The sequence below is a fragment of the Ensifer sp. 22460 genome (assembly GCF_052044935.1).
Classification (GTDB): Bacteria; Pseudomonadota; Alphaproteobacteria; order Rhizobiales; family Rhizobiaceae; genus Ensifer.
Window position 1 is genome coordinate 33,549 of the sequence record NZ_JBQENZ010000006.1, and the last position, 24,369, is coordinate 57,917.

The following is a 24,369-nucleotide window of genomic DNA, read 5'->3' on the forward strand; positions in this document are numbered from 1 at the left end:
GGCTGGGCGGCGATCCTGGGTGCGCATCGCCGCCAGCCTCGCGCTCTCGCCAATCGCTATTCGCCAAGGCTCTGCTGCAAGGCTTCGCGCGCCAGGCTGATGATATCGGCATGGATGTCGGCGCGGGGACGCTCCGTCGGCTCGCAGATGGGGTCGACTTCGCCGAAGGATTTCAGCGCTTCGGCGGCGCCGTCCTTGCATTCCGGCAGGAAACTGAAGTGGTCGGCCCCGGCGATTGCGGCATAGGAGCCCTTTGGCGTCAGTGCCGCCAAAGGCTTGGAGGCGACGGCCAGGGGGATGGTCTCTGCGCTGCCGAGATTGATGAAATGCATCGGGATCTCGATCTTCTTCAGGCTTTCTTCCCTATAGGCCTGGGCGAGACCCGGATCGACCAGCACTGCCGCTTTGATGCGCCGGTCAAGGTTCGATTGTTCGAAGCGGGCTTTGTCGATCGTGCGAAGATCGAGCTTGCCGACCTCGACCGGCATGTCGTTGACGTAGCCTTTGCCGCCGGCAAACCAGGCGCAATCCCACTTCCTGTAGCTGTCGCAATAGCGGGCATAGGCATCGAGGCTTGCCTCAGCGCCGGACATCTCCATGGCAGTCGAGCCTCCGAGAGAAAAGCCGAGGACGGCGATCCGGTCGGCGTCGATTACCTTGTTCCATTCGCCGGTGCCGGTGAGCTTGTCGATGACGGTGGAAAGATCGGCCGTGCGCTCCCAGAGCTTCGGCGTGTTGACGGGCGTCGAATCGCCGCTGGTCGTGCCGGGATGGTTGGGGCCGGCGACTATGAAACCGGCCTCTGCGAGTGCGGTCGCCAGCCAGCTCATCGCTTGAACGCGGCCTCCGGAGCCGTGCGAAACGACGACCAGGGGGAACGGCCCCAGGAGGAAGGGGGCGTCCCTTGCGGCCTCTGTTCCCTTAAAGATCTGGTTGTCGCCGACAAGGGCGGTTTCGCCGCCGGTCGCGGCGGGATACCAGATGGTGACAGAGAGATCTCGTCCCCGTTCGGGAGCCGAAACGCTGATCTCGCGCACGCCGACATCATGGGCATGCGAGGGGGTGGCAACGGCCAGGATGAAGACGGCGGCGGGCAAGAACTGGAAGAGGGGCATGGGCATCTCGCTGGGTTGAAAAAGACGCACGATCGTCGCCGGCGTTGCGCCTCGCCGCGTCCTTGATCGCGATTCAGGTCGTCCCGAATCGCGATCTGAGCCATGACTTCCCAGGTTATCTGCCCGCCAAAGGACTCGCTCTTGATCTTCCTGCCGTTGCCGTTCGTCGTCGCCTTGCTGTTGCTGATCCTGCTGGTTGTCATGCTACGCGGCGACGAGCCCGCGAAGCGCAATCGGGCGTTTCTCGTCTTGGTGGCGCTCTGTGCCCTCCAGTCGGTGGTCGTCGGCCTGCGGTGGGGTTACGACGTCGCGGCATTGCGATTTGCTCTGCCGGTGCTCGCAAGCGGCGTACCGCCACTGGTGCTCGCGAGTTTCCACAGCCTGATCCGCAGCGAGGAGCGAAGCGTTCCCGGCGCCGGGTGGATTCACGCGACGCCGACCATCGGCGTCCTCATGCTCGTGCTGCTCGCGCCGAGATACATCGACTTCGCCCTGATCGTCGAATATGTCGGATATGCGCTGGCGCTTTTGAACCTTGCCCGCACCGGCACGGATGCATTGGACGAAGCACGTTTTGAAGGCGCCGTTGCAGCGCACCGCGCTTTGGTCATTGCCGCGGTCTCGCTCTGTGTGTCGGCCCTCTTCGATCTTGCGATCATTCTGGACTTTGAATGGACAAAGGGGGCGAATATCGGCCTCATCGTCAGCAACGGGAATATGCTGGGATTGCTCTTCATCGGGCTGACCGCCATGGTCGCGGACCGTGCGCGCGCGCTTCCGGTAGCCAGCACGGTCATCGATGAAGATCCAGTTTCAGTGCCGCAGGACCGGGAGATCCTGGACCGGGTCGATCAACTACTGGTCAGCCAGAAACTGGCCCGCGACGAAAACTTGACGCTGTCGCGCCTGGCACGGCGCGCGGGCCTTCCAGCCCGGCAGATATCGACCGCCGTCAATCGGCTGGCCGGCAAGAACGTCTCGCAGTACATAAACGATTTTCGAATTGCCGAAGCCTGCCGTCTGCTGCGTGAGACCGACATGTCGGTGACCTCGGCGATGTTCGAATCCGGTTTTCAGACGAAGTCGAATTTCAATCGCGAATTCCGGCGGGTAACATCGTTCAGTCCCGGATCCTGGAGGGAGCAAAACCGGGAAGAAAAGCCTGGCCAAGAGGGCGGGGCGATCAACGCCAGAGGCTATCGCTGACAATTGTGCCCGGCCGCCGTGCGGCCGGACAGGTACGCCTCGCGGCGGCCGATAGCTACTGTTGATCCCCCGTGTTGCGGCCGACGGTGATCGAGAGATCCCTGGTCTTGCCGGTCCGCCAGACGCTCAAGCTCTTCGAGGTGCCGGGCGAGAGGTCGGCGACCATGCGCGAGAGATCGCGTGGCGACTTGATCGGGCTGCCGCCGAGGGCGGTGACTATGTCGCCAGCCTTGAGGCCTGCCCTGGCGGCGGGTGTTCCATCATTGACGCCGGCGATGAGCGCGCCTTCTGCCTGACGGAGGCCGATCGCATCGGCGATGTCAGCGGTCACCGGTTGAATTTCGACGCCGATGAAGCCGTGCTGGATCGAGCCGTCCTTCATCAACTCGACGACGACTTTCTGCGCCTGATCCGAGGGAATGGCGAAAGCGACGCCGACACTGCCGCCGTTCGGCGAATAGATGGCGGTGTTGATGCCGACCACCCGACCCGCAGCATCGACCAGCGGTCCGCCGGAATTGCCGCGATTGATCGGCGCGTCGATCTGGATGAAGTCGTCATAGGGACCGCTGTGCAGATCGCGTCCACGTGCCGAGACGATGCCGGCGGTCACGGTCGTGCCGATGCCGAACGGGTTGCCGATCGCAAGCACCTGGTCGCCGACCCGCAAGGTGTCGGAATCGCCCCAGGCAACGGTGGCAAGCGGCTTTGCGGGCTTGATCTTCAGTACGGCGAGATCGTTCTTCGGGTCGGCACCGACAAGCTTGGCGGGCACTTGCGTGCCGTCGTCAAGGGTCACCGTGATGCTCGACGCCTTGTCGATGACGTGGTTGTTGGTGACGATGTAGCCATCCGCGGCCACGACGAAGCCGGAGCCGAGCGCTTCGGCCCGTTGCGCGGGGCGCTGTTGCGGGGCCCGGTCCGGCAGCGGAATGCCCCGGTCGCGGAAGAACTGGCGGAACTGCTCGTCGAAGGGCGAGTTTTCGCTGAGTTGCGAGGTTTCGTCGTTACCAGCGTTGTCGGCCTTGATTACGGTGGTAATCGTGACGATCGCCGGCTTGTCCGCCGACACGATCGGAGCGAAGGAGGCGCCGGACGCAAGCGGCACCGCAACGGCTGGGCCGGTTCCGGCGGCCGCAGCCGCGTCATGGCCAGCAAAGACTGCCATGGACAAAGGCGCGACGATGACGGCTGCGCCGAGGAGCGCGGCAGCACGGTGCCTCATGAGAATGTTTGACATGATCTTGTTCCTTTCGCTGCCAGGTCGCCGAGAGATCTCAGGCGTGCGCCCCGGTCGGAGGCGAACACGGCTCATTGTTTCGGTCGGCTTCGTGTAAGGGCTTGTGTTGGTTGCCGAGGGATCGGGCTCAGGGAGCGAGCCCGGCGCCGTCGGTGGCGCCCACCCGGAAGGCGGGTGGGCCGCATCTGCCTGTCGATCACGCCATCCGGGCGATATCCCGGTCGAGGTGGCGAACTTCGTTCTGCAACCGCGCATAGGATTGCGTGGGCAGCATGCCGTTGTGGGCGGCGGCGGTCTTGACCGCCTGGGCGCGCACTGCACCGTCCTCGCGTTCAAGCTTCCTGTAGTTTGCCGCAGTCAGCTTGCCCTGTTCGCGGTCGGCATTGATCCGGTGGTTGTCGACCCTCAGTTCATGCAGGACGCGGTCTAGGCGCGACGATGCCATGTGAACCGGTGCGCGGTAGACCTGCATCGCCGGGGCCGTCATGTCGTCCTGGGTGAAAATGCCCTGGTAGTAATCGCCCGTATAGGCGCCCTTGTCACTGTCGCGACCGAAGTCGTGGTGATCGGCCGCAAAGGCACCGCCGGCGAAAACGACGAGGGCGAGGGTTGCGATGGTGGTGGTCTTGAGGGGCGAGCGCATATCTGCATCTCCTTCAACGCGGGAAGCGGGAGGAGCTTCCCTGCGAGGCCGTCTCCTATTGTCGCGTCGCGGCCGAAGCGGTCGCCGGCAATATTCAGCCTCGGTTCGAAGGTAATACTTTGATGCGCGTTAGTCATGTTAATATAATGTAATATTTATTTGTCTTTTCTTGGAGGTTCAAATAATTAATTTTATGTAATAAACGCTGTTCTCGTTTTCTCCTGGAAACTATTCTTCTCGCCCATGCCTCGCAAAGGGGTGCGCGGGGCCTGTGTTTGAGTGAGCGTCGAAGAAATAGCTAGGTGCCTGCGTAATGTGCGCGAGGGCGGATCAACTCGCCGCTCTCGACCTGCTCCATCGCATGAGCGAGCCAGCCGACGGTGCGCGCAAGCGCGAAAATGACGAGCGGCGCATCGTCAGGGAGAGTATAGGCCGCTGCGAGGGCGGCCAGTGAAAAGTCGAGATTGGCGGGTTCGCCGAGCAACTCCTCGCCGGCTTCGGCCAAGGTGGTGTAGAGTGCCGGCACCTCGAAGCTTGCCATGATCGCCTTGGCGCGCGGATCGCCATCGGGATAGAGCCGGTGGCCAAAGGCTCTGACCACGCCCTCGGAGGAGAGCATTCCCCGAATCGCTTCGCGCACGCCGCACGCCGCCGCCTGTTCGGCCAGCCGCGTGACGCTGAGCCAGGCGCCGCCATGTCTAGGTCCGGTCAGCGTGGCAAGTCCTGAAAGCGTGGCGGCGGAAAGCGCCGCGCCGGACGAAGCTGTGACCCGGGCCGCGAAGGCCGAAACGTTGAGCTCGTGCTCGGCGGTCAGCACCAGGCATTTGCGGATCGGCTCCGCCGCCTCCGGCCGTCCCCAGCCCAGCGCCAGCCGCCGGTGCAGCGGCATTTGCTCTGGCGATGGCGCCATCTCCGTCGCGACGCTTGCAAGCACGTCGGCGGCTTCAGCCTTCAATATCGCCGGGCGGCGGCCGAGCGCCGGCAGGTCGCTTTCGATCCGTGCAGCCAGGCGCGCGAACGTTGCGGCCAGGCGCGATTGGCTGCCGCCGTGTTCGCCGGCGGGAACGGTCACTGGCTCGGATGATTGCCAAAGCAGCGCCGCGACCTGCTCCAGCGTCGCGTCGCTGGAGAGTTCGACCGCATCGCGGCCGCGATAGAATAGCCGCCCGCCGGCGATACTGGAGATCGTCGTCTTCAGAACCGGCTCACCCCAGCGGATCGCTTCGGCCGCCACGACCGCCGCCTGCCGTCGCCCGGCATGGCGTTCGGCCAGCCGATGCACATCGTCGGACTGATACAGGCTGCGGCGCGGGTCGGCTGGGTCGGGCTTGGCGCGAATGCGTCCACGACTGACATTGGCATAGAGCGTCTGCCGCTTGCTGCCGAGCCGGGCGAGCGCCTCTTCGGCGGTGATCCAGAGTGTCTTCATGTTGATCGATTGCATCAAGATTGACGTCAATAGATCTAGGTCGGATCATTCTCTGCGTAAAGGAGAAACTTGATGATGAAGAACGGACTTGAAGACGTCGTCGCCGCCGAAACGCAGCTCTCCCATGTCAACGGTGAGGCCGGCGAATTGATCATCCGCGGCGTCTCGCTCGATCACCTGGTCGGCCACGCGCGCTATGAAGATGTCGTCGCCCTGTTGTTCGGCGGACTGCTGGGGCCCACGCCGGATCGGGCCGAGCTTGCGAAGCGCCTCGGGCAAAAGCGGGTGGAGGTCTTCGCTCACGTCCCCGCTATCGACGATGCGTTGCTGGAACTGCCGCCGGTCGACATCATGCGTGCGCTGATCGCCCGGCTTCCGGATGGAGACGATATCGATACGGCACTGCGCTTGCTGGCCGCCCCGGCCGTCTTCCTGCCTGCGGCACTGCGCCTGAAGAAGGGTGAAACCCCGGTCGCGCCGACACCGGCGCTTTCCCATTCTGCCGATATTCTGGCAATGCTCGGTGCAAGCGTGCCGAGCAAGGAAGAAGAGGCGGCGCTCGATGCCTATCTGGTGACGATTTCGGATCACGGTCTCAACGCTTCGACCTTCGCGTCGCGTGTGGTCGCGTCCACCAAAGCCGGCCTCACATCTTCGGTTCTTGCTGCGATCAGCGCGCTCAAGGGGCCGCTTCATGGCGGTGCGCCGGGACCGGTGCTCGACATGCTGGATGCGATCGGGACGCCGGAGAACGCGCGAGTCTGGCTCTCGGAGGCGCTCGACCACGGCGAACGGCTGATGGGTTTTGGCCATCGCGTCTATCGCGTCCGCGATCCCCGCGCCGACGCGCTGAAAGGCGCACTGAAGCAGCTGAGCGCCGCCGACCCGGCAAACCGCGATCGGATTCAACTGGCCGAAGCGGTCGAGCAATCGGCGCTTGCCATCCTGAAGGTGCGCAAACCGGACCGTCCGCTCGATGTCAATGTGGAGTTCTACACGGCGCTTCTGCTCGACGCTTTGAAGTTCCCGCGAGAAGCCTTCACCGGCGTGTTCGCGATCGGCCGAACCGTCGGCTGGATCGCCCACGCACGCGAACAGGCGTTGGAAGGCCGCCTTATCCGGCCGCGTTCGCTCTATGTCGGGCCGCTGCCGCAGCAGGCGGCCTGAGCGCCGGCACTCCATTGTGAGGTCTATGCCACCCGCGTATTTCGCAGGTGCTTTTGAAAGAACATCTTCAGGTCGCGGAAGTCGTTGAAGCCGAGGACGGTCGCAAAGCGAGCGACCGTCGTTGGCGAAACGGAACAGGCGAGCGCGATCGAACGGGCGCTGCCGAAAGCGACGAGGTCCGGCTTTGCCAGTGCTATCAGATGCCTCTACGTCGTCTCGGGCACATTGAACATCCATGTGCCGGAAGCGGAAGGCCTGGTCTGGTTCGAGCTCAATCCGCGCGACGGCTTCTACATTCCGGCGGGCTTCGATCACCAGTACTACAACATGTCGGGAGACAAGGCGGAGTTCGTTTTCGGCGTGGCGCCGGACTTCTGACCTTCCACGAAAAAGCCGGACAACATCTGTCGATATTGTCCGGCTAAAGGTATCCGGAGACGCTTTGACGTCATCTGGAACGAATGGGCGACCGTCAGGCCGCCTTCTTCGCGTCAAAGGGGATCTCGATATCGACGGCGAGCGTCGAAACCTGCGCGCCGCGTTCCATCGTCACCTTGACCTTTTCGTCGTCGATCTGCATGTGCTTGGAGATCGCCTTCAGAATTTCGTCGCGCAGCTTGGTGACGAGATCCGAATCGCCTGCGGATGCGCGCTCATGCGCCAGCAGGACCTGCAGCCGTTCGCGGGCGGCCGGTGCTGACTGGGAGCGGGAGAAGAAACCGAACAGATTCATGCCGCCTTCCTTCCGAAAATCTTGCCGAGGAAGCTGCGCTTTTCACCGGGAATGGTGATTGGCAGGGTTTCGCCCTTCAGCCGGCGCGCTGCGTCGAAATAGGCCAGCGCCGGCGCTGAGCGGTTGTCTGCCAGCGTGACCGGCGAGCCGACATTGGATGCACGAAGCACGTCTGCGCTCTCCGGGATGATGCCCATCAGCGGGATCGACAGGATTTCGAGCACGTCGTCGACCTTCAGCATGTCGCCGCGCTCGGCGCGAAGCGGGTCGTAGCGGGTGAGCAGCAGGTGCTTTTCCATGCGCTCGCCGTTTTCGGCCTTCAACGTCTTGGAATCGAGCAGGCCGATGATGCGGTCGGAATCGCGCACCGAGGAGACTTCCGGATTGGTCACGACGATGGCGATATCGGCGTGGCGCATGGCGAGCGTCGCGCCGCGTTCGATGCCGGCAGGGCTGTCGCAGATCACCCAGTCGAAGGCGTTCTGCAGGGCGGCGATGACCTTCTCGACCCCTTCCGGCGTCAGATTGTCCTTGTCGCGGGTCTGTGAGGCCGGCAGGAGGTAAAGCGTTTCGACCCGCTTGTCGCGGATCAGCGCCTGCGACAGCTTGGCCTCGCCCTGGATCACATTGACCAGGTCATAAACGACACGCCGTTCTGCGCCCATGACGAGATCGAGATTGCGCAGACCGACATCGAAGTCGACGACCACGACCTTGTCGCCGTTCTGCGCAAGCGCAGCACCCAATGCGGCGCTGGACGTCGTCTTGCCGACGCCGCCTTTGCCCGATGTAACTACGACTACCTTGCCCATTCATCTCTCCAAGTATTTAAACTACGCCTTCGCCTTACGTCACGATGGTTCTGGATCGACCCAGAACCACAAGCGAGATGCGGGCGGTGTCCGCCCGGCCATCCCATCCCGCTCTAGCCGAGCGTTCCCGCCTTGAGCGCTTCGCCGTCGAGCCAGATCTGAACGGACTTGCCGCGCAGATGCTGCTCCATGTCGTCGGCGGTCTTGTAAAAGCCGTCGATCGCAATCAGTTCCGCTTCGAGCTTGCGGCAGAAAATCCGTGCCGAAACATTGCCGGTGGTGCCGGCCATCGCCCGGCCGCGCAGCGCGCCGTAGATGTGGATCGATCCGCCGGCGACGACCTCGGCGCCAGAAGCGACCGAGCCGATGATCGTCACGTCGCCTTCCGGGAAGAACAGCGACTGTCCGGAGCGCACCGGCTGGGTCACGACGATCGAGGGTGTTGCCTTGGCGGCAAGCGGCTCGGCCGTGATGACGGCTTCCGTTTCTGCTCCTGGCACCTCGGCCTTTTCTGCCTGCTCCGCCATCTTCGCTTCGTAGTCGGCTGCCGGGCGCCCGTCGTTCATCGCAGGCGGCAGATCGGCGCCGAGCAGCGACTGTCGCGCGCCTTCGATGCCCATGATTCGGACATTGCGTTTGCCGAGCTGATCGACGAGCTCGCGCAGTTGCGAGCGATCGATTTCGAGGCCATCGACGTCGAGCACGACGGGCCGCCGGAGGAAGAAACCGGCGGAGCGGGAAGCCAGATCGTCGAGCCGGGTGAGCCAATCCTCGAGGGGCAGCTCGGGGGTCAGCGCTAGCGCAAGGAAGGAGCGCCCCTTGAGGCGGATCGGCCGGGATTCGGTTAACACATCGTTCATCTTGGTAAATTTTCCGTTGCCTCGGTGTATCGAGAAAATGGTTAACAAATGGTTAATTCAGCAGTGCGAAGGTTAATGAGGCGGGTCCCGCGGCGGGCCTTCCGGCACTGAAAAACAAGGTAAATTGGTCGTCGTAACAAACCAATCTTTTGGCCATTATTGCCTTGGCGATGGCGGATTTGACCGTCTGCCGCCCGCTGACGAGAGGGTGATTCATCGATCCCTTTGCATGCGATTCGCCCGACCTCGCGAAGGGAGTTGACATTGGAGTGCTAAAATAAGAACATAACGTGAACAAATGGAGGTTTCCCATGAGCCGGACAGAAACCATGACCCATACGGAAGAAGTGATCGAACGCGCCATGGCTGCCGTTGCAGCCGCCCGGAAGAAGCGGGAACGCGAAGCCGAGTGGCGGAAGCGGACCTTCGGACGCATCGACATGACGCCGCCCCTGCCGCGGCTGAAGCGCGGCGGCGTGCAGCTTTCGCTGCGGCTCGATGGTTCGGCACGGTAATAGAAATAACGACTACGCGGGACCGGTGGGCCGATACCAGGGCGCCTGGCGCAGCTCCAACGGGGGCAATCCGCCCGAAAGCCGCCGATGCCCGCCTGCGGTGATGGGCGGATCGAGACGAAGCTTCGAGAGGACTGACCATGAGGCATCGTCGAAGCATCGACCTGATGTCGCGCGAAAATGCTGCCGACTACGGCTCGACCCTGGAGCTGCTACCGGAATGGTATGTGCTCGTGGCGAAGTGCGGGAAGTGCCGGCATCAAGGGCGAATTGACCGTCGGGTGATAGCCAGCACCTACGGATGGGGCATCCACCTCAATTCCATCGGCCGAACACTCAAATGCTCGCGCTGCGGAAACAGGGAGGGGAACAAACTGCTCCTTGGCAAGTTGCCCCGCGACTAGCGGGGCAGATCGTGTGCCGCGTGGCAGAAACCCGCTGCTCGCGGGTCAGTCGGCGCTTTCAAAATGGAACCATGCGAACCGGGCATTTCTCTAGAATATGGTCGCGAATATAAAGTATCTAATCGCTCTTTGTCGGAATATGTAAGGCATCGCCCGTGCTTGTTTTGATTGTGTAGGCGACTGTTAACGGAAGTTATCAAGCGTGATCCGAAAGCAAGAAGGTAATGTTGGAACAATTTATTATCCCTTTTCGTTGAGTTTGTGATCGAACGAAAGGATGAGATCATGAAGAAGCTTGTAATCACGGCGGCTGTTGCTGGTCTACTGGCAGGCTCCGCCTTTGCTCAGGACGCCAACAAGCAAGCCGGTACGGCTGCAGGCATGGCCGGTGGTGCGGCAGCGGGTGCTGTCGTCGGCGGCCCGATCGGTGCCGGCGTCGGCGCCGTTGTGGGTGGCGCGCTCGGTGCAGCGCTGACGCCTCCGCCGCCGGAAGTGGTCACCTATGTCGAGCAGCAGCCGGCTCCACCGTCTGTCGTCATTCAGGAACGGATCGTGGTCGGTAAGCCCATCCCGTCGGCTATCGTCCTGACGCCGATTCCGCAAAACCCGCGTTACGCCTATGCGGTCGTCAACGACCAGCGGGTGATCGTGGAACCGCAGTCGAGAACGGTGGTCCGGGTCATCAACTGACGCGGGGCTCAATAGTCTCGCCTTAAGCGGCGGCGTTCAAGCGCCGCCCCTTTTGCTGTTTTCGCCGGCTTCGTCGCAGCCGCGCTCGCTTCACTGAAAGCGGATGGATCTATGATCCGCAACACCGCACCATCGTACCGATGCAGCAGTGCTGCTAAACTCGCAGCGACAAACGCCATGATCGACGAGGGGAGCCCGGCTTGGCAGTGATCGTGCATGAGAACTGGCCCGTTGAGCTATGGCGCCCCGGCGTCGAAACGCGGATGGTGATCTCCGCGGTGAACGGCGCCTCGCAATTGTGCCTGTTCGAGCAAAGGGTGGCGCCCGGCGCGGGCGCTCCGACGCATCATCATCCCGTTGAGGAGATCCTGACGGTGCTCGCCGGCAAGGCCGAGATGTGGATCGAAGAGGAACGCATCATCGTCTTGCCCGGCCAGTCTCTTATCGTGCCGCCGCTCCGCCGCCATGGCTTCACCAATATCGGTAGCGAGACGCTCCAGCTTCAAGCCATCCTTGCGGCAGCAAGCTTCGAGGCCCGGTTTGACGGTTCGGTCGAAAGCGTCAGACGCTGGTGCGGGGAGGTCGACTAGGCCGCCGGTTCCCTGAACCTCAAATCCCTCCTGCACGCGATGACGTCCGGGTGCATCCGTTTGCCCGGCTTCGTCTTCCGGGTATAGTTTAAAAGCCCCTCAGCACAATTGCCGACCGCCTCTTTTTCCGGATCTCGGCAAACTCGGCGAATGTCTCGGGATATCTAATATATATTTCAAATTAAATTGCCTATATTCGGAAAGTTTATTCGATATTGCTTTGTGTTATCCCTGTAATACATTCAATAATCGGGATGTATATTCGAGTCTTTGAGCATATTCTTAAGTCGATCGAAGAGGATAGCGATATGGCGAAGATCGTAGGCTCGTCTGCGGGCGACGTTTTGAAGGGCACCGAGGAAAGCGACCGCATCTGGGGCCTCGTCGGCTTCGACACGATCGATGGCGGCGGCGGCGACGATTTTGTCGACGGCGGGGCGCATGACGACATGTTGACGAGCTCGAGCGGCTACGACCGGATCGACGGCGGCGACGGCAGTGACCAGATCGTTCTCACCGGGACCGGCGGGGCCATTACCGGAGGCAGGGGTTTCGACGGTCTCGTCGTCGACTTCTCGCAAAGCGCCGACCGGATGGTCTTCAACGGTGCCGGCGGCCATGGCTATGTTGGCGATCCGAGCGCTGTCAGCCAGCATGTCTTCTTCCACGATATCGAGTGGCTGCGCCTTCTTGCCGGCAGCGGCGACGACCGGATCACGGGGACCGCCGGGAGCGACCGGATCTCGACCGGAGCCGGCATCGACGTCGTCAATGCGGGCGCGGGAAACGACATCATCACCAATACAGGCGGACACGATCGTCTCGATGGCGGCGATGGAAACGATCGCTTTGTTCTCGTCGGGACGGGCAGCACCGTTTTTGGTGGTGCCGGAGACGATACCCTGGTCGTCGATCTTTCGGGATCGACTGCTCCGGTCGTGTTCAACCTGGCGAATGGTCACGGCATTATCGGAGACGGGACGCAGACGGAGCGGCACCTCTTCGTCCAGCATCAGGATGTCGAGCGGGTTGTGCTGATGACCGGACGCGGGAGCGACCGTGTTACGGGAAGCGCGCTTGGCGACGTTATTGAGACGGCCGGCGGCAACGATGTCGTCGATGCTGGCGCGGGCGACGACAGGATCACGGACGGGCTCGGTGCCAACCGTCTATTTGGCGGCGACGGCAGTGACCAGATCATCTCCACATTCTACTCCGCCGAGATCGACGGCGGTGCGGGCCAGGACTGGCTCTATATCAGCGAGATGCAGCGCACGAGCGATCTCACCATCGATTTCGCCGCTGGCAAGGTTTCGACCGGTACCGTGCTGCGCGGATTTGAAGAAGTGAGCCTCGCGCTCGGCAGCGGCAACGACCGGGTCAGCGCGGGTGATCTTACCTATCTCATAGTCGATGCCGGCGCCGGGGACGATCACATAGAAGGCGGTGCCGGGCGTGACCGGTTCGATGGCGAGGAGGGCGACGACTATATCGATGCGGGCGCCGGAGACGACATGATCGAGACGGGCACTGGCGACGACGTCGCTTTTGGCGGGGATGGCCGGGATACGCTCGCCAATGACGGTGGCAGCGACGTGCTCGACGGCGGCGCTGGCGATGATTGGCTGCAGGACACCTTTCCCGGCAGCGGTTCGCTTGGCGTCGCGTCGATCCTGCGCGGCGGTGCGGGCAACGACACGATCAATGCCCGTTACCTCGGGGAGGCCGATGGCGGTGAAGGGCGGGATCTGTTGAACCTCAACTATGGCGGCTTGCCTGAAGCGACGGATTTCGATGCGGCACGCGGCGTAACGCATACCGGACTGACTTTCGCCAATGTCGAATATTTCAACGTCACGTCCGGGCGCTACGACGACGTGTTGCGCGGCGCCGAAGACAACGACACCTTCTATTCGTCGAGCGGCAACGACATCCTCGACGGGCGCGGCGGAAACGACACGCTGAGCGGCGCCTCGGAAAACGACCAGCTCTTCGGCGGTGACGGTGCGGATATCCTCGACGGCGGTTCGCAAAATGACCTCTTGAGCGGCGGCAATGGCGCCGATCGGCTGACGGGCGGCAGCGGCGCCGACACGTTTCTCTGGTCGTCGGAAACCTCCGGCGAAGCCGGTCTCGATCGCATCCTTGATTTCAACGGCAGGCTGGGCGATCGGATCGCCTTTTCCGAGGACGCCCAGGACGCCACGGGCATTCACAGCTATGCCGATTTTCTCGCTGCTGCGCACGATACGGCCGACGGCGTGTTCGTCGCCTTCAACGGTTCAGATGCCGAGGGCATTCTGATCGAGGACGTTTCGCTTTCGGTTCTGACGGAAAGCGATGTCGTCTTCGGCCTCGGCTGAGGTTTCGCCGGGCGTCAGGTGTCCGGCAACACGCCTTCGCCTGAGGCCCTGTCCGCCTCCGTGGTCAGGCGCCCATCGATCAAATGAAGGCGCCGGTCCATGCGCGAGGCCATGTCGAGGTCGTGGGTGACTGCGACCACCGTCTTTCCCCGCTCGCGCACCAGCGTTTCCAGGATCTTGAAGACCTGTTCGGAGCTCTGGCTGTCGAGGCTGCCGGTCGGCTCGTCCGCAAGGATCAGCGGCGGATCGTTGGCCAGTGCGCGGGCCACGGCCACGCGCTGGCGCTGGCCGCCCGAAAGCTGGTCTGGCCGTTTGTCGAAATGATCGGCAAGGCCGAGTGCTGCAAGCAGATCGCTCGCCCTTTGGCGCATCTCGTTCCGGCCAAGGCGACCGAGCTTGCGCATGGGGATCTCGACATTCTCGCGGGCAGTGAATTCCGGCAGCAGGAAATGGAACTGGAAGACGAAGCCGATATTGGCAAGCCGCGTGGCGGCCCTTTCGTCCTCGTCCATCCGGGCCGTGTTGCGGCCGCGGATCACGAGCGTGCCGCCGGTCGGCCGGTCGAGCAGGCCGAGCAGATAGAGGAGCGACGACTTGCCCGAGCCTGACGGGCCGGTGACTGCGACGAACTCCTGCTCGCCGATAACAAGAGAGATGTCTTTCACCAGGGTAACCGGCACCGTCTCCCTGAGGATGCGCGTCAGATCCCTTGTTTCGATCAGCGTGCTCATGTCGCGCCCCTGATGATGTCGACGGGATTGGCGCGGGCCGCCCGCCTTGCCGGCAAATAGCCGGCGACGGCCGCCGATCCGAGCGCGAAGGCGGCGGCGATCAGATAGTGCAGCATGCTCCAGGCGATCGGTAGCCGGGTCATTTCCTGGCCGGTCGCGGATATCTCGAAGCGCACGAGCGAGAGCGCATAGACCATGGCGAAGCCGAGCGACCAACCGAGCAGCGTGCCGGCTGTCGCGATCGCCACACCTTCGAGCACGAACAGGATGCGCATGTCGGCCTCGGTGAAGCCGAGCGACTTCATGATGGCGATGTCGCGCGCCTTCTCGTGCGTGATCGTCGAGATGATGTTGAAGATACCGAAGCCTGCGACCAGCATGATCGCCGCAACGACCGTGTACATGATGACGTTGCGCACGACGAGCGCCTCGAGGATCGACTCGTTCGCATCCTGCCAGGCAACCGCCTTGTAGCCGAGTTCCGCCTCGATGCGCCGCGCCACCGTGGGCGCCGCGTTCGGATCGTCGAGCTTGATGTTGATCTCGTTGATCGCGTTTGGCCGGGCCGAGAGGATCTGCGCGTTCTTCTGCAACACATAGGCTTCGCCCTCGTCGCGCGCCGTCGTGCCGGTGTGGAAGAGACCGACGATCTTGAAGCGGCGGCTGAGCCCTTCCGAAGAGACGGCGGTGAGCGTATCGCCGAGCTTGGCGCCGAGCCGGGAGGCCATCGTATCGCCGACCACCACATTATTGCCGCCGGCGGCAAGTGCGGCGAAGCTGCCGGCCTTGAAGTCTCCGATAATCGGCGAGACGCCGGGTTCCGCCTGCGGATCGATGCCGATGACGGCAGCACCGACCTCCTGGCCGGAATAGCGGATGACGCCTTGCGCCTTGAGGGTGGCGGCAAAGCGGCCCGGGATCCAGCCATCGAGCCAGGAGAGTGCCGCGGTGGGGTTGATGATGCCGCGCCGATCGTCGCGTGGCCTGAGGCCGGAAATGGCCGCTGCATCGAACAGGTCTTCTGCCGGTTGCCGTCGCGCCGTCCGCTGCTCGTCGGTCACCTGGACATGCGGCATCGTGTCGACGAGCTGGCGGACGAAATCGTCCTGGCCGCCCTGCATCAGAGCTGCCATGGCGATGGAGAACCCGACGCCGACCGCAACGCCCAGCATCGCGACGATCGTCTGCCGGCCGCGGCCGGAGATGTGGGTCAGTGCGAGGTCGAGGATGAGGCGCATGGCGAGCTCATGTTCCCGGGACGGGCGTGACCTTGACGCGCGTGCCATCGGCAAGGCCGGTCGGGAAGGGGGAGACGACGCGCGCGCCATCTTCCAGACCGGAGAGAATCTCGACGCCGTCGGCGCCGCGTATGCCCGTTTTCAATTCCCGTATCCTGGTATGATTGCCGTCGATCACCGCAGCCTTTGTCCCCTCCAGCGCTACGGTCGGGAGGATCAAGGCACCATGCGATATCCGCACGACGATGTTGACGTCGGTCGACATGCCGATCCGAAGCGGCGTGTCGTCGGGCAGGCGGAAGCGGACGCGATAGGTCTTCGTCACCGGGTCGCCCTTGGGGGTGATGCTGTCGACCGTCGCCTCGAGTTTCTGGTTGGGGAAGGCATCCGATCGCAACAACGCGCGCTGACTGACTTCGACGCGCGGAATATCCTCTTCGTTGACGTCGGCCGTGACGATCAGCGGTTTCGGTTCCCCGACCCAGAAGAGTACCGTGCCGAGATCCGCGACTTCGCCGATCTCGCCGTCCTGCCTGAGCACCTGGCCCGTGCTCGGCGCGCGCAGCACATAGGTCGCAAGCCGCGCCTGACGGCCGGCGACAAGGGCTTCGAGCTGGCCGAGTTCGCTGCGTGCCCGGTCGACTTCCTGTTCGCTGATCGTGCTGCGTTCGGAGAGCGCCAATTTGCGCCGATACTCCTCCTGCGCCAGCGTCAGCCGTGCCTGGAGTTCGCCGAGTGCTGCCCGTGCCTCGGTGTCGTCGAGGCGGGCGAGCACATCGCCTTTGGCGACACGTTCACCTTCGCAATTGCATTGTTCGACGATCCGTTCGGCGACCGTAGGTGTGACTTTCGCCCAGGTGCGCGGCTCCACGACGCCATCCGCATAGATGATCTCCGCCGCGTCGCCGCGCTTTGGCGCAATGATGGACACGGGAACCGGGCGAAACAGATACCAGGAAACCGCCGCGCCGATGGCGACGATAACCGCCCCTCCGATTGCAAAACGAGCCAGCTGCACGAGACGCTCCTTGAATGCTTCCAGTCTGTTCTGTATAAATAGACCGACGGTCGGTTTGTTTCAAGGATGCGTGTTACCCTTGCCATCAGGAGCGTCGTGGACCGCGCTGTGAACCCGTGCTAAGCCGCTGTTCTGGAGTGCTTATGGTCAGAACGAAAAAATCGCCGGAAGTCCGATCGAACGAGCTGATCGATTGTGCCGAGCGGCTGTTCTTCCAACACGGCTACGAGAATACGACGGTCAACGACGTCATCCGTGAGGCCAATGTCTCCAAGGGCGCCTTCTACCACTATTTCGTTTCGAAGGAGGCGTTGCTGGAGGCGGTTGCCACTCGCCTGGCGCAGCGGAACCTGAAGGAGTTGCAGCCGCTTTTCGACGACCCGTCGCTTGATGCGGTCGGGCAGCTGAACGCACTTTTCGCCGGCTCGAGGCGGCTGAAACTCGACATGGCGCCGCAGCTGAAGAACACCTTCAACGCGCTTTTCAAGCCCGAAAACGTTGCTCTCTATCACCGCATCGACGAGGCCCTGCTGGCGGTGAGCATACCCCTGGTCGCCGAGATGCTGCGGCGCGGGCATGAGGAGGGGACGCTCGATGCGCCCGATCCGGAAGCAGCAGCCTTGATGCTGCTGCAACTGCGCGTGAGCGTCGCCAAGGTGATGTACAAGGCGCTGCAACGTTACGAGGCTGGCGATCTCGATGGCGCCGCGGCGATGCTCGATGGCTGGATGCGAACCTACGGCACCGCGATCGAGCGCTTCCTGAAGCTTCCGGATGGCTCGATCGAGGTGACCGAGCCGGGCTTCGCCCGCGCCTTCCTGGAGGCGTGAGCTGTCGCTGCGCTGCGACGTGTGCGTCTCTCAGCTCTTCTGCGCGGCACGCAAGGCGGAGGCCGGATAGCGCAGTGTCGGGTCGAAGGGGTTGAGCTTGCTGCTGATTGCCTGCGCCTCGGCCTTCAGGAGATCGGTGATGGTGCCGCTTCGCGTTTCCGTCAGGCGCGATGCCAGCGTGCCGATACTTAAAGAGGCGACTGCAATGCCGTTGCGGTCGAGCACCGGCACGCCGAGGCCGGCCATGCCCTCGATCATTTCAAAGTTCATCTGCGCGGCACCGATCCGCCTGACCTCTTCGATCTTGATGCGCAGATCCACCTCGTCGATCGCAGCCCGGTCCATGATGCGCGGCATGTTGAACTTGATGATCGCTTCCCGCTCCTCCTCCGGCAGGTGGGCGAGAATGGCGATACTGCCCTGGCCGATGCCGAGCGGCACCTTGCCGCCGATGTCGCCGGTAAAGGAGCGGATCGGGAAGGGCCCCTCGACCCGGTCGAGGCAGATCGCGTCGAAATTGCTGCGCACCAGCAGGAAGACGGTGTCGTTGAAGGTGGCCGAGAGCCTGAGAAGCGATGGGCGGGCGATGTCGAGAATGCCTTCGCGCCTGCGCGCCTGCGACGCGATCGAGAAGAACTCCAACGACAGACGATAGGATTTTCCTTCCGGCATCTGCTCGACGAGCCCTTCGGCGATCAGGCTCTTCAGCAGCCGGTGCGCCGACGGCTGGGTGAGATTCAGCCTGCGCGCGAGATCGATCACCCGCACACCCTCCGTCGCGTTCTCCGCGAGATCTTTCAGGATGTGGATCGCCTTGGAAAGGCTGGAGCTTCCTGCATTCTCTGATTCCGACATACGCGCAAATCTTTCAATATTCACATGGCAAGATTCCGTATATCGGATTTATCTAACAAAAAATTCCAAAATAGAAAATTGCATTTGTGTTTTTCGTCAATTTCCTGGAGTTAATTCACAAGCCTTTCTTGAGGGATGGATGCGCCACAACGTGGATAGCCGGGAGGCTATCCCGATCGCGAAATCGCGCCTTTGTCGTCGCGGTTGCGTCCGGCGGAAATCGCATCGCCTGAGATGAGGTTTGATGGTTGACGACGTGTCGTCGCCGCCGGGATCGCCGACAAGAAAAACGGGGCAGGCGATCCCTGGGGGCAGCGACCCACGGGAGAGTGAGCATGAGTTTCCTGAACCTCGAGAAGGTCTCCAAGTTCTATGGATCGGTTGCGGCCGTTCACGATTTCGATCTGGCGGTCGAAAAGGGCGAGTTCATCTCGCTGCTCGGCCCTTCCGGCTGCGGCAAGACGACGACCCTGCAGATGATCACCGGGCTCGTGCGCCCCTCGGCCGGCGCGATCACCATGGGTGGGCGCGACATCACCCACCTGCCACCGCCGCAGCGTGAACTCGGCGTCGTTTTCCAGAGCTACGCGCTTTTCCCGCATATGACCGTCGCCCAGAACGTCTCCTTCGGTTTGGAGATGCGCAAGGTCGCGAAGGCGGACCGCGACAAACGCATCAAGGAGATCCTTGCGCTCGTTCACCTCTCGGCCCTTGCCGATCGCTATCCGCGCGAGATGTCCGGCGGCCAGCGCCAGCGCGTCGCGATCGCCCGTGCGCTCGTCATCAATCCGCCGGTGCTCTTGCTCGACGAGCCGCTGTCGAACCTCGATGCGCAGCTTCGCGAAGAGATGCAGTTCGAGCTGCGCCGCATCCAGCAGACCGTCGGCATCACCACGATCATGGTGACCCATGACCAGGCGGAAGCGTTGTCGATCAGCGACCGCGTTGTGGTCATGGAAAAGGGGCGCATCACCCAGGTCGATACGCCCTATGAGCTCTACGAGCATCCGCGCAACGACTTCATCTCGTCCTTCGTCGGCAAGTCCAATTTTCTGCGCGCGACCGCGGCTTTCAATGGCAAGGGCGCGTCGATCAGCATCGACAACACGCCGATCCGCTTCAACACCGATCGTCGCGAGCCGGATGGCAAGGTCTCGGTCTTCATCCGTCCGGAAAAGCTGCGGCTGACGGAACCGACTGAAGGCCAGATCCAGGGCAAGGTGACGACGCGCTATTTCATGGGCAGCCAATGGCTGGTCAGCGCCGAGACCCCCGCAGGCGTTCTTGCCGTTGCGGTTCCCAATCTCGGCGCGCCGCCGCCGATGGAAGGTGAAACCGTCGGGCTCGCCTGGCAGAACGCCGATTGTCGTGTGCTGGCCGGAGCGGCGAACTGATGAGCGCCGCCCCTTCCGCCATCAAGCCGCGCCTGCTCGCGCCGCTGGCACTCTCAGGGCCGACGACCCTGTTCTTCGTCGGCCTCGTCCTCTTGCCGCTGCTCTTGACGGTCATTCTTTCCTTCAACAGCTACGACTATACGGCCGGCATCCAGAGCGACTTCACCTTCGCCAATTACCTGACGGTGCTGCAAGACGAATACTATCTTTCGACCTTCTGGCGCACGCTGCGTCTGGCGCTGCTAACGACGGTCATCACCGTGCTGATCGGCGTGCCGGAGGCCTATATTCTCTCGAACATGCGCAAGCCCTGGCGGTCGATCTTCCTCCTGGTGATCATTGGTCCGCTGCTCGTTTCCGTGGTGGTGCGCACCTTCGGCTGGAGCATGCTGCTCGGCAAGAACGGCTTCGTGAACAGCGCACTTGCCATTGTTGGCGTCGACCCGGTCCAGCTTCTCTACACCGAGACGGCGATCGTCATCGGCCTCGTGCACATCATGCTGCCGTTCATGGTGATCCCGGTCTGGACGGTTCTGCAGAAACTCGATCCGACGGTCGAGGCGGCAGCGCTCACCCTCGGCGCCTCGCGCTTCACGGCCCTTCGCCGCATCGTCTTCCCGCAGGCGGCCCTCGGCATCCTCTCCGGAAGTCTGATCGTCTTTGCGCTGTCGGCCAGCTCCTTCGCCATTCCGGGCCTCCTTGGCGGCCGGCGGCTGAAAATGGCAGCGACGCTCGTCTACGACGAGTTCCTGATCGAGCTCAACTGGCCGCTCGGCGCGACCATCGCGATCATCGTCCTCGTCGCCAATCTCGTGATCATGCTTGCCTATAACCGCCTCATCGAGCGGCAGGCGAAGCGCAAGCTGGGTTGAAGCCATGCAGAGAAACGGTCCCATTGCTCTCGCCTTCCATAGTCTCGTCGTCGTCTTCATGTTGGCGCCGATGGTGGTCGTCTGCCTGGTCGCCTTTACGCCGGAGAACACGCTGACGATGCCCTGGAACGGCCTCTCGCTGCGCTGGTTCGAGGCGGTGTTCCATCACGCCGACTTCATGTCATCCTTCGGAAACAGCGTCCGGCTGGCACTGCTTTCGGCGACCATCTCCACCGTGTTTGCGGTGCCGGCGGCGCTGGCAATCACCCGCTACGAGTTCCGCGGCCGCGAAGCGTTGAATGCGCTGTTCCTGTCGCCGCTGATCATCCCGCACCTGGTTCTCGGCGTTGCCTTCCTGCGTCTCTTTTCGCTGATGGGCATGGGCGGCTCCTTCGCCTGGCTGGTCGCTACCCATGCGATCGTCGTCACGCCCTATACGCTGCGGCTGATCCTCGCGTCGCTGACCAGCATGGACCGCAATGCCGAGAATGCGGCGCGCACGCTGGGTGCCGCCGAATGGACGGTGTTTCGCCGGATCACCATGCCGCTCATGCTGCCGGGCATCAGCGGTGGCTGGCTGCTCGCCTTCATCAACAGCTTCGACGAGCTGACCATGTCGATCTTCGTGACCTCGCCGTCGACCGTGACGCTGCCGGTGCGCATGTACATGTATGCCAGCGAATCCATCGACCCGATGATGGCGGCCGTTTCGACGCTGATGATCGCGCTCGCAACCGTCACCATGATCATTCTCGATCGGCTGTTCGGTCTCGACCGGTTGCTGGTGGGCAAGGGCTGAGATCCGATGTCGATGCATGCACAATTCCGGCGGCGCTACCGCCTGGACGAGACACCTGTGCCCTTCACGCTGAACGGCGTGCCCGAAACCGGGCGGCGCGGCGACACGGTGCTGACGGCGATCCTCTCCGTCAGCGGCCGTCTGCGGCAGAGCGAATTCACCGGCGAGGACCGGGCCGGCTTCTGTCTGATCGGCGCCTGCCAGGATTGCTACGTGATGTTGGCGAATGGCAGCCGCGTCAGGGCCTGCAGCACGGCGCTGCTGCCGGGCATGGCCTTCATCACCGATCTCGACGCCATGGCGGGGGCCGCTCATGAGTGAGCCGTTGCAGCCGGTTATCGTCGGTGCAGGCCCCGCTGGCATTCGTGCTGCCGAGCGCCTCGTCCGCGCCGGCCTCAGGCCGATCGTGCTCGACGAAGGCCAGCGCGCCGGCGGGCAGATCTATCGCCGCCCGCTGATCGAGGACGGACGATCCTACCGGAGCCGCTATGGTTCGGAAGCCGGCAAAGCACAAAGGCTGCATGAGACCTTCGAGGCGCTGCTGCCCGAAATTGACTACCAGCCCGAAACGCTCGTCTGGAATATCTCCGCCCCCAAGCGCGGCAATCAGCTCGATATTCTTTCATCAGGCGTTCATAGGCAGGTCGGCTTTTCGCAGCTGATCCTCTGCACCGGTGCGACCGATCGCGTGTTGCCGTTCCCGGGATGGACGACGCCCGGCGTCTATACGCTCGGTGCCTCGCAGACAGCGCTGAAAGCGCAAGGGTGCACGATCGGCGACCGCGTCGTCTTCATGGGGTCCGGGCCGCTGCTCTATCTCGTTGCCTGGCAATACATGAAGGCCGGCGCGCGCGTCGAAGCCGTTCTCGATACCGCACCCGTCACATCGAAGCGGCACCTGCTGTCGCTTGCCGTGCACGCGCCACGCATCGTCGCGCTCGGTCTCTTCTACGGGCTGCAGCTCCAGCTTGCCGGCGTGAGGATCCGTTGTGGCGTGCGGCCCGAGGCGGTTCTCGGCAAGGGCCAAGTCGAGGGTCTGCGTTTCCGCCGGCGGACGCTCAAGGGCGATGTCGTCGAGACGATTGCCTGCGACGCGCTCGCCTACGGCTTCGCGCTCCGGCCGGAAACCCAGCTTGCCGATCTTGCCGGCTGCCGCTTCCGCTTCAACGAGCGCGACCGCGTCTGGCTGCCGGAGCGCGACACCATGGGGCGCACGAGCCGGCCGGACGTCTATGTCGCCGGCGACGGCAGCGGCATTGCCGGTGCGGATGCAGCGGAAATCTCTGGCGAGCTCGCGGCTGCCGCCCTGCTTCAGGACATGGGTCAAAGGTCGGCGGATACGACCCGCCTGGTGGCCGCGCGTGACGCGATCCTGCGCCAGCGCGACATCCTCGAACGCGCCTTTCCCTTCCCGGACGATTGGTTCGAGACCGTACCGGATGAGACGATGCTCTGCCGTTGCGAGGAGATCACCATCGCCGAAGGGCGCCGCTCTATTGCGAATGGGTCCGTCACCGAGATCAACCGCCTGAAGGCGTTGAGCCGCGTTGGCATGGGCCGTTGCCAGGGGCGGATGTGCTCTGCTGCTGCGACCGAACTCCTGAGCGGTGCGTGCGGTACGTCCGCCGGCGCGGTCGGCCGTCTACGTGCCCAGGCGCCGGTCAAGCCGATCCCGCTCGGTTTCGGCGCTGGTGTCGAAACGGAGACCCGCTCATGAGCCGGCGCATCTCCGTCGACGTCGCGATCATCGGCGGCGGGCTGGTCGGCAGCTCCGCAGCGCTTGCCATTCGCAAGGCCGGGCTCTCCGTTACGCTGCTCGACAAAGGCCATTGCGGCGCCCAGGCGAGCGGGGTGAACTATGGCGGCGTACGCCGGCAGGGCCGCCCTCCGGAGCAATTGCCGCTTTCGCAGCGGTCGCACCGCATCTGGCCGCAGCTTAAGGCGATGATCGGTATCGATGCCGAATATGTCCGCTCCGGCCATCTGAAGCTTGCCCGCACGGAGAAGGATTTCGCCAAGCTCGAGGCCTATGCCGAGACAACAAGGGATTACGGTCTCGGGCTTGAGCTCGTCGCCGGAGCAGCGCTGACTGAGCGGTTTCCCTGGCTTTCGGCGAAGGCGGTCGGCGCGTCGCTCTGCCCCGATGACGGCCATGCCAATCCGCGGCTGGTGGCACCCGCCTTTGCAGGGGCGGCCGAACGTGCCGGTGTCACCGTGCTTGAGCAGACACCGGTGCGCGAGGTCACAACGACGGGCAACGGCTTTGTCATCCTTGCCGGTGACGGCATCGAGATCCGCTGCCGGCAACTGGTCAACAGCGCGGGCGCCTGGTCCGATCGCTTTGCCGCCCATTTCGGCGAGCCAGTACCACTCACACGCATCTACCCCTCGATGGTCGTCACCGAGCCGCTGCCGTTGTGTCTGCCTGTCAGCATGGGCGAGCAGGGCGGCAGCTTCTATGGCCGGCAGGTGGCCCGTGGCAACTACGTCATGGGCGGCGGTCGTGGTCTGCCGCTTGGCGATCCGGACTATTCGCGCCCGTCGGTGACTGCTGCTTCCTCGGTCATGCAGCGCGCGATCGCGCTCTTTCCGCATCTGGCGCACGCCCAGGTCATCCGTTTCTGGTCCGGAACCGAGGCCGAGATGCCCGACGGCAACCCGGTGATCGGCCCGAGCGAAACGACATCAGGCCTCTTCCACGCCTTCGGCTTCTGCGGCGCGGGCTTCCAGACAGCACCCGCCGTCGGCGAGGTGCTCGCAGAGCTCGTCACCGAGGGCCGCAGCACCACGCCCATCGACGCCTTTTCCATTGGCCGCTTCCGCAAGGTGGCGGTCGAAACTGCAGCCTTGTTGTAAACAGAAAGG

General features: G+C 63.2%; 24 protein-coding genes and 1 pseudogene. 13 read left to right on the forward strand and 12 right to left on the reverse strand.

What is annotated here, in order from left to right:
- Positions 1-56: 56 nt before the first annotated feature.
- Entirely contained in the window at positions 57-1,115 is a 1,059-nt protein-coding gene (locus ACTJKM_RS09045) for an alpha/beta hydrolase family protein (RefSeq protein WP_058329670.1), read from the reverse strand.
- A gap of 141 nt (positions 1,116-1,256) precedes the next feature.
- On the opposite strand from ACTJKM_RS09045, the gene ACTJKM_RS09050 reads away from it, so the two are divergent.
- Complete coding sequence (locus ACTJKM_RS09050; protein WP_058322968.1) at positions 1,257-2,321, forward strand: helix-turn-helix domain-containing protein; 1,065 nt, start codon at positions 1,257-1,259, stop codon at positions 2,319-2,321.
- Positions 2,322-2,379: 58 nt separating this feature from the next.
- On the opposite strand, the pseudogene ACTJKM_RS09055 reads toward ACTJKM_RS09050, so the two are convergent.
- The 3 genes and pseudogenes from ACTJKM_RS09055 to ACTJKM_RS09065 form a co-directional block, all read right to left on the reverse strand.
- Positions 2,380-3,561 (reverse strand): annotated as a pseudogene (locus ACTJKM_RS09055) (Do family serine endopeptidase); the annotation flags it as partial.
- Positions 3,562-3,757: 196 nt separating this feature from the next.
- Positions 3,758-4,204 carry a hypothetical protein gene (locus ACTJKM_RS09060; protein WP_058322771.1) on the reverse strand — a complete coding sequence of 149 codons (447 nt, stop codon included), beginning with the start codon at positions 4,202-4,204 and terminating at the stop codon, positions 3,758-3,760.
- Between the two features lie 298 nt (positions 4,205-4,502).
- Positions 4,503-5,633 (reverse strand): citrate synthase, encoded by a 1,131-nt coding sequence (locus ACTJKM_RS09065; protein ID WP_058329837.1) that lies wholly within the window; start codon positions 5,631-5,633, stop codon positions 4,503-4,505.
- A 75-nt stretch (positions 5,634-5,708) separates the two neighbouring features.
- Here ACTJKM_RS09065 and ACTJKM_RS09070 point away from each other — a divergent pair, with 75 nt between their 5' ends.
- Positions 5,709-6,800 carry a citrate synthase/methylcitrate synthase gene (locus ACTJKM_RS09070; protein WP_058329838.1) on the forward strand — a complete coding sequence of 364 codons (1,092 nt, stop codon included), beginning with the start codon at positions 5,709-5,711 and terminating at the stop codon, positions 6,798-6,800.
- 23 nt (positions 6,801-6,823) lie between these two features.
- Here the strand turns inward: ACTJKM_RS09070 and ACTJKM_RS09075 are convergent, their stop codons facing one another.
- The 4 genes from ACTJKM_RS09075 to minC form a co-directional block, all read right to left on the reverse strand.
- Positions 6,824-7,000, reverse strand: a complete 177-nt coding sequence (locus ACTJKM_RS09075) for a hypothetical protein (RefSeq protein ID WP_082640872.1) — start codon at positions 6,998-7,000, stop codon at positions 6,824-6,826.
- Positions 7,001-7,272: 272 nt separating this feature from the next.
- Complete coding sequence (minE, locus tag ACTJKM_RS09080; protein ID WP_057251956.1) at positions 7,273-7,533, reverse strand: cell division topological specificity factor MinE; 261 nt, start codon at positions 7,531-7,533, stop codon at positions 7,273-7,275.
- Entirely contained in the window at positions 7,530-8,345 is an 816-nt protein-coding gene (minD, locus tag ACTJKM_RS09085) for a septum site-determining protein MinD (RefSeq protein WP_057251955.1), read from the reverse strand. The genes minE and minD overlap by 4 nt, the downstream gene beginning before the upstream one ends.
- A gap of 113 nt (positions 8,346-8,458) precedes the next feature.
- Positions 8,459-9,205 carry a septum site-determining protein MinC gene (gene minC, locus ACTJKM_RS09090; RefSeq protein ID WP_058322773.1) on the reverse strand — a complete coding sequence of 249 codons (747 nt, stop codon included), beginning with the start codon at positions 9,203-9,205 and terminating at the stop codon, positions 8,459-8,461.
- A 329-nt stretch (positions 9,206-9,534) separates the two neighbouring features.
- Here minC and ACTJKM_RS09095 point away from each other — a divergent pair, with 329 nt between their 5' ends.
- From ACTJKM_RS09095 to ACTJKM_RS09110, 4 genes are all read left to right on the forward strand, one after another.
- Positions 9,535-9,720, forward strand: coding sequence for a hypothetical protein (locus tag ACTJKM_RS09095; protein ID WP_057252114.1), 186 nt, complete (start codon positions 9,535-9,537; stop codon positions 9,718-9,720).
- Between the two features lie 689 nt (positions 9,721-10,409).
- Complete coding sequence (locus ACTJKM_RS09100) at positions 10,410-10,814, forward strand: DUF1236 domain-containing protein (RefSeq protein WP_440660213.1); 405 nt, start codon at positions 10,410-10,412, stop codon at positions 10,812-10,814.
- Positions 10,815-11,020: 206 nt separating this feature from the next.
- Complete coding sequence (locus ACTJKM_RS09105; protein WP_280938127.1) at positions 11,021-11,404, forward strand: cupin domain-containing protein; 384 nt, start codon at positions 11,021-11,023, stop codon at positions 11,402-11,404.
- A gap of 308 nt (positions 11,405-11,712) precedes the next feature.
- A complete protein-coding gene (locus ACTJKM_RS09110; protein WP_113511397.1) occupies positions 11,713-13,767 on the forward strand; it encodes a calcium-binding protein in 2,055 nt (684 codons plus the stop codon).
- Between the two features lie 14 nt (positions 13,768-13,781).
- On the opposite strand, the gene ACTJKM_RS09115 is transcribed toward ACTJKM_RS09110, so the two are convergent.
- The 3 genes from ACTJKM_RS09115 to ACTJKM_RS09125 are packed head-to-tail and all read right to left on the reverse strand — an operon-like array spanning position 13,782 to position 16,754.
- A complete protein-coding gene (locus tag ACTJKM_RS09115) occupies positions 13,782-14,498 on the reverse strand; it encodes an ABC transporter ATP-binding protein (RefSeq protein WP_058322775.1) in 717 nt (238 codons plus the stop codon).
- Complete coding sequence (locus ACTJKM_RS09120; protein WP_058322776.1) at positions 14,495-15,736, reverse strand: ABC transporter permease; 1,242 nt, start codon at positions 15,734-15,736, stop codon at positions 14,495-14,497. Before ACTJKM_RS09120 ends, ACTJKM_RS09115 begins: the two co-directional genes overlap by 4 nt.
- 7 nt (positions 15,737-15,743) lie before the next feature.
- Positions 15,744-16,754, reverse strand: a complete 1,011-nt coding sequence (locus tag ACTJKM_RS09125) for an efflux RND transporter periplasmic adaptor subunit (RefSeq protein ID WP_113511400.1) — start codon at positions 16,752-16,754, stop codon at positions 15,744-15,746.
- Positions 16,755-16,897: 143 nt separating this feature from the next.
- Between ACTJKM_RS09125 and ACTJKM_RS09130 the strand changes: the two genes are divergently transcribed.
- Positions 16,898-17,584, forward strand: a complete 687-nt coding sequence (locus ACTJKM_RS09130) for a TetR/AcrR family transcriptional regulator (RefSeq protein WP_058322778.1) — start codon at positions 16,898-16,900, stop codon at positions 17,582-17,584.
- Positions 17,585-17,614: 30 nt separating this feature from the next.
- Here ACTJKM_RS09130 and ACTJKM_RS09135 read toward each other — a convergent pair whose 3' ends face one another.
- Entirely contained in the window at positions 17,615-18,439 is an 825-nt protein-coding gene (locus tag ACTJKM_RS09135; protein ID WP_058322779.1) for an IclR family transcriptional regulator, read from the reverse strand.
- 335 nt (positions 18,440-18,774) lie between these two features.
- Here ACTJKM_RS09135 and ACTJKM_RS09140 point away from each other — a divergent pair, with 335 nt between their 5' ends.
- Genes ACTJKM_RS09140 through ACTJKM_RS09165 form a run of 6 tightly spaced genes read left to right on the forward strand, consistent with a single transcriptional unit; the run spans position 18,775 to position 24,360 of the window.
- Positions 18,775-19,833, forward strand: coding sequence for an ABC transporter ATP-binding protein (locus tag ACTJKM_RS09140; protein ID WP_058329676.1), 1,059 nt, complete (start codon positions 18,775-18,777; stop codon positions 19,831-19,833).
- The gene (locus ACTJKM_RS09145; protein ID WP_058329677.1) at positions 19,833-20,705 is read left to right on the forward strand and encodes an ABC transporter permease; all 873 of its coding nucleotides are present in this window, start codon (positions 19,833-19,835) and stop codon (positions 20,703-20,705) included. The genes ACTJKM_RS09140 and ACTJKM_RS09145 overlap by 1 nt, the downstream gene beginning before the upstream one ends.
- 4 nt (positions 20,706-20,709) lie before the next feature.
- The gene (locus ACTJKM_RS09150) at positions 20,710-21,504 is read left to right on the forward strand and encodes an ABC transporter permease (RefSeq protein ID WP_058322782.1); all 795 of its coding nucleotides are present in this window, start codon (positions 20,710-20,712) and stop codon (positions 21,502-21,504) included.
- A 6-nt stretch (positions 21,505-21,510) separates the two neighbouring features.
- Complete coding sequence (locus ACTJKM_RS09155; RefSeq protein ID WP_058322783.1) at positions 21,511-21,825, forward strand: (2Fe-2S)-binding protein; 315 nt, start codon at positions 21,511-21,513, stop codon at positions 21,823-21,825.
- Positions 21,818-23,221 (forward strand): NAD(P)/FAD-dependent oxidoreductase, encoded by a 1,404-nt coding sequence (locus ACTJKM_RS09160; protein ID WP_058329678.1) that lies wholly within the window; start codon positions 21,818-21,820, stop codon positions 23,219-23,221. Before ACTJKM_RS09155 ends, ACTJKM_RS09160 begins: the two co-directional genes overlap by 8 nt.
- Positions 23,218-24,360 (forward strand): NAD(P)/FAD-dependent oxidoreductase, encoded by a 1,143-nt coding sequence (locus tag ACTJKM_RS09165; protein ID WP_058329679.1) that lies wholly within the window; start codon positions 23,218-23,220, stop codon positions 24,358-24,360. Before ACTJKM_RS09160 ends, ACTJKM_RS09165 begins: the two co-directional genes overlap by 4 nt.
- Positions 24,361-24,369: the final 9 nt, after the last annotated feature.

Excerpts from the sequence above, each read along its gene's own strand:
- ACTJKM_RS09045 (WP_058329670.1), bottom strand. The coding sequence starts at position 1,115 with ATGCCCCTCTTCCAGTTCTTGCCCGCCGCCGTCTTCATCCTGGCCGTT.
- ACTJKM_RS09060 (WP_058322771.1), bottom strand. The coding sequence starts at position 4,204 with ATGCGCTCGCCCCTCAAGACCACCACCATCGCAACCCTCGCCCTCGTC.
- ACTJKM_RS09065 (WP_058329837.1), bottom strand. The coding sequence starts at position 5,633 with ATGAAGACACTCTGGATCACCGCCGAAGAGGCGCTCGCCCGGCTCGGC.
- ACTJKM_RS09070 (WP_058329838.1), top strand. The coding sequence starts at position 5,709 with ATGAAGAACGGACTTGAAGACGTCGTCGCCGCCGAAACGCAGCTCTCC.
- minE (WP_057251956.1), bottom strand. The coding sequence starts at position 7,533 with ATGAATCTGTTCGGTTTCTTCTCCCGCTCCCAGTCAGCACCGGCCGCC.
- minD (WP_057251955.1), bottom strand. The coding sequence starts at position 8,345 with ATGGGCAAGGTAGTCGTAGTTACATCGGGCAAAGGCGGCGTCGGCAAG.
- minC (WP_058322773.1), bottom strand. The coding sequence starts at position 9,205 with ATGAACGATGTGTTAACCGAATCCCGGCCGATCCGCCTCAAGGGGCGC.
- ACTJKM_RS09095 (WP_057252114.1), top strand. The coding sequence starts at position 9,535 with ATGACCCATACGGAAGAAGTGATCGAACGCGCCATGGCTGCCGTTGCA.
- ACTJKM_RS09100 (WP_440660213.1), top strand. The coding sequence starts at position 10,410 with ATGAAGAAGCTTGTAATCACGGCGGCTGTTGCTGGTCTACTGGCAGGC.
- ACTJKM_RS09110 (WP_113511397.1), top strand. The coding sequence starts at position 11,713 with ATGGCGAAGATCGTAGGCTCGTCTGCGGGCGACGTTTTGAAGGGCACC.
- ACTJKM_RS09115 (WP_058322775.1), bottom strand. The coding sequence starts at position 14,498 with ATGAGCACGCTGATCGAAACAAGGGATCTGACGCGCATCCTCAGGGAG.
- ACTJKM_RS09120 (WP_058322776.1), bottom strand. The coding sequence starts at position 15,736 with ATGCGCCTCATCCTCGACCTCGCACTGACCCACATCTCCGGCCGCGGC.
- ACTJKM_RS09130 (WP_058322778.1), top strand. The coding sequence starts at position 16,898 with ATGGTCAGAACGAAAAAATCGCCGGAAGTCCGATCGAACGAGCTGATC.
- ACTJKM_RS09135 (WP_058322779.1), bottom strand. The coding sequence starts at position 18,439 with ATGTCGGAATCAGAGAATGCAGGAAGCTCCAGCCTTTCCAAGGCGATC.
- ACTJKM_RS09140 (WP_058329676.1), top strand. The coding sequence starts at position 18,775 with ATGAGTTTCCTGAACCTCGAGAAGGTCTCCAAGTTCTATGGATCGGTT.
- ACTJKM_RS09145 (WP_058329677.1), top strand. The coding sequence starts at position 19,833 with ATGAGCGCCGCCCCTTCCGCCATCAAGCCGCGCCTGCTCGCGCCGCTG.
- ACTJKM_RS09150 (WP_058322782.1), top strand. The coding sequence starts at position 20,710 with ATGCAGAGAAACGGTCCCATTGCTCTCGCCTTCCATAGTCTCGTCGTC.
- ACTJKM_RS09155 (WP_058322783.1), top strand. The coding sequence starts at position 21,511 with ATGTCGATGCATGCACAATTCCGGCGGCGCTACCGCCTGGACGAGACA.
- ACTJKM_RS09160 (WP_058329678.1), top strand. The coding sequence starts at position 21,818 with ATGAGTGAGCCGTTGCAGCCGGTTATCGTCGGTGCAGGCCCCGCTGGC.
- ACTJKM_RS09165 (WP_058329679.1), top strand. The coding sequence starts at position 23,218 with ATGAGCCGGCGCATCTCCGTCGACGTCGCGATCATCGGCGGCGGGCTG.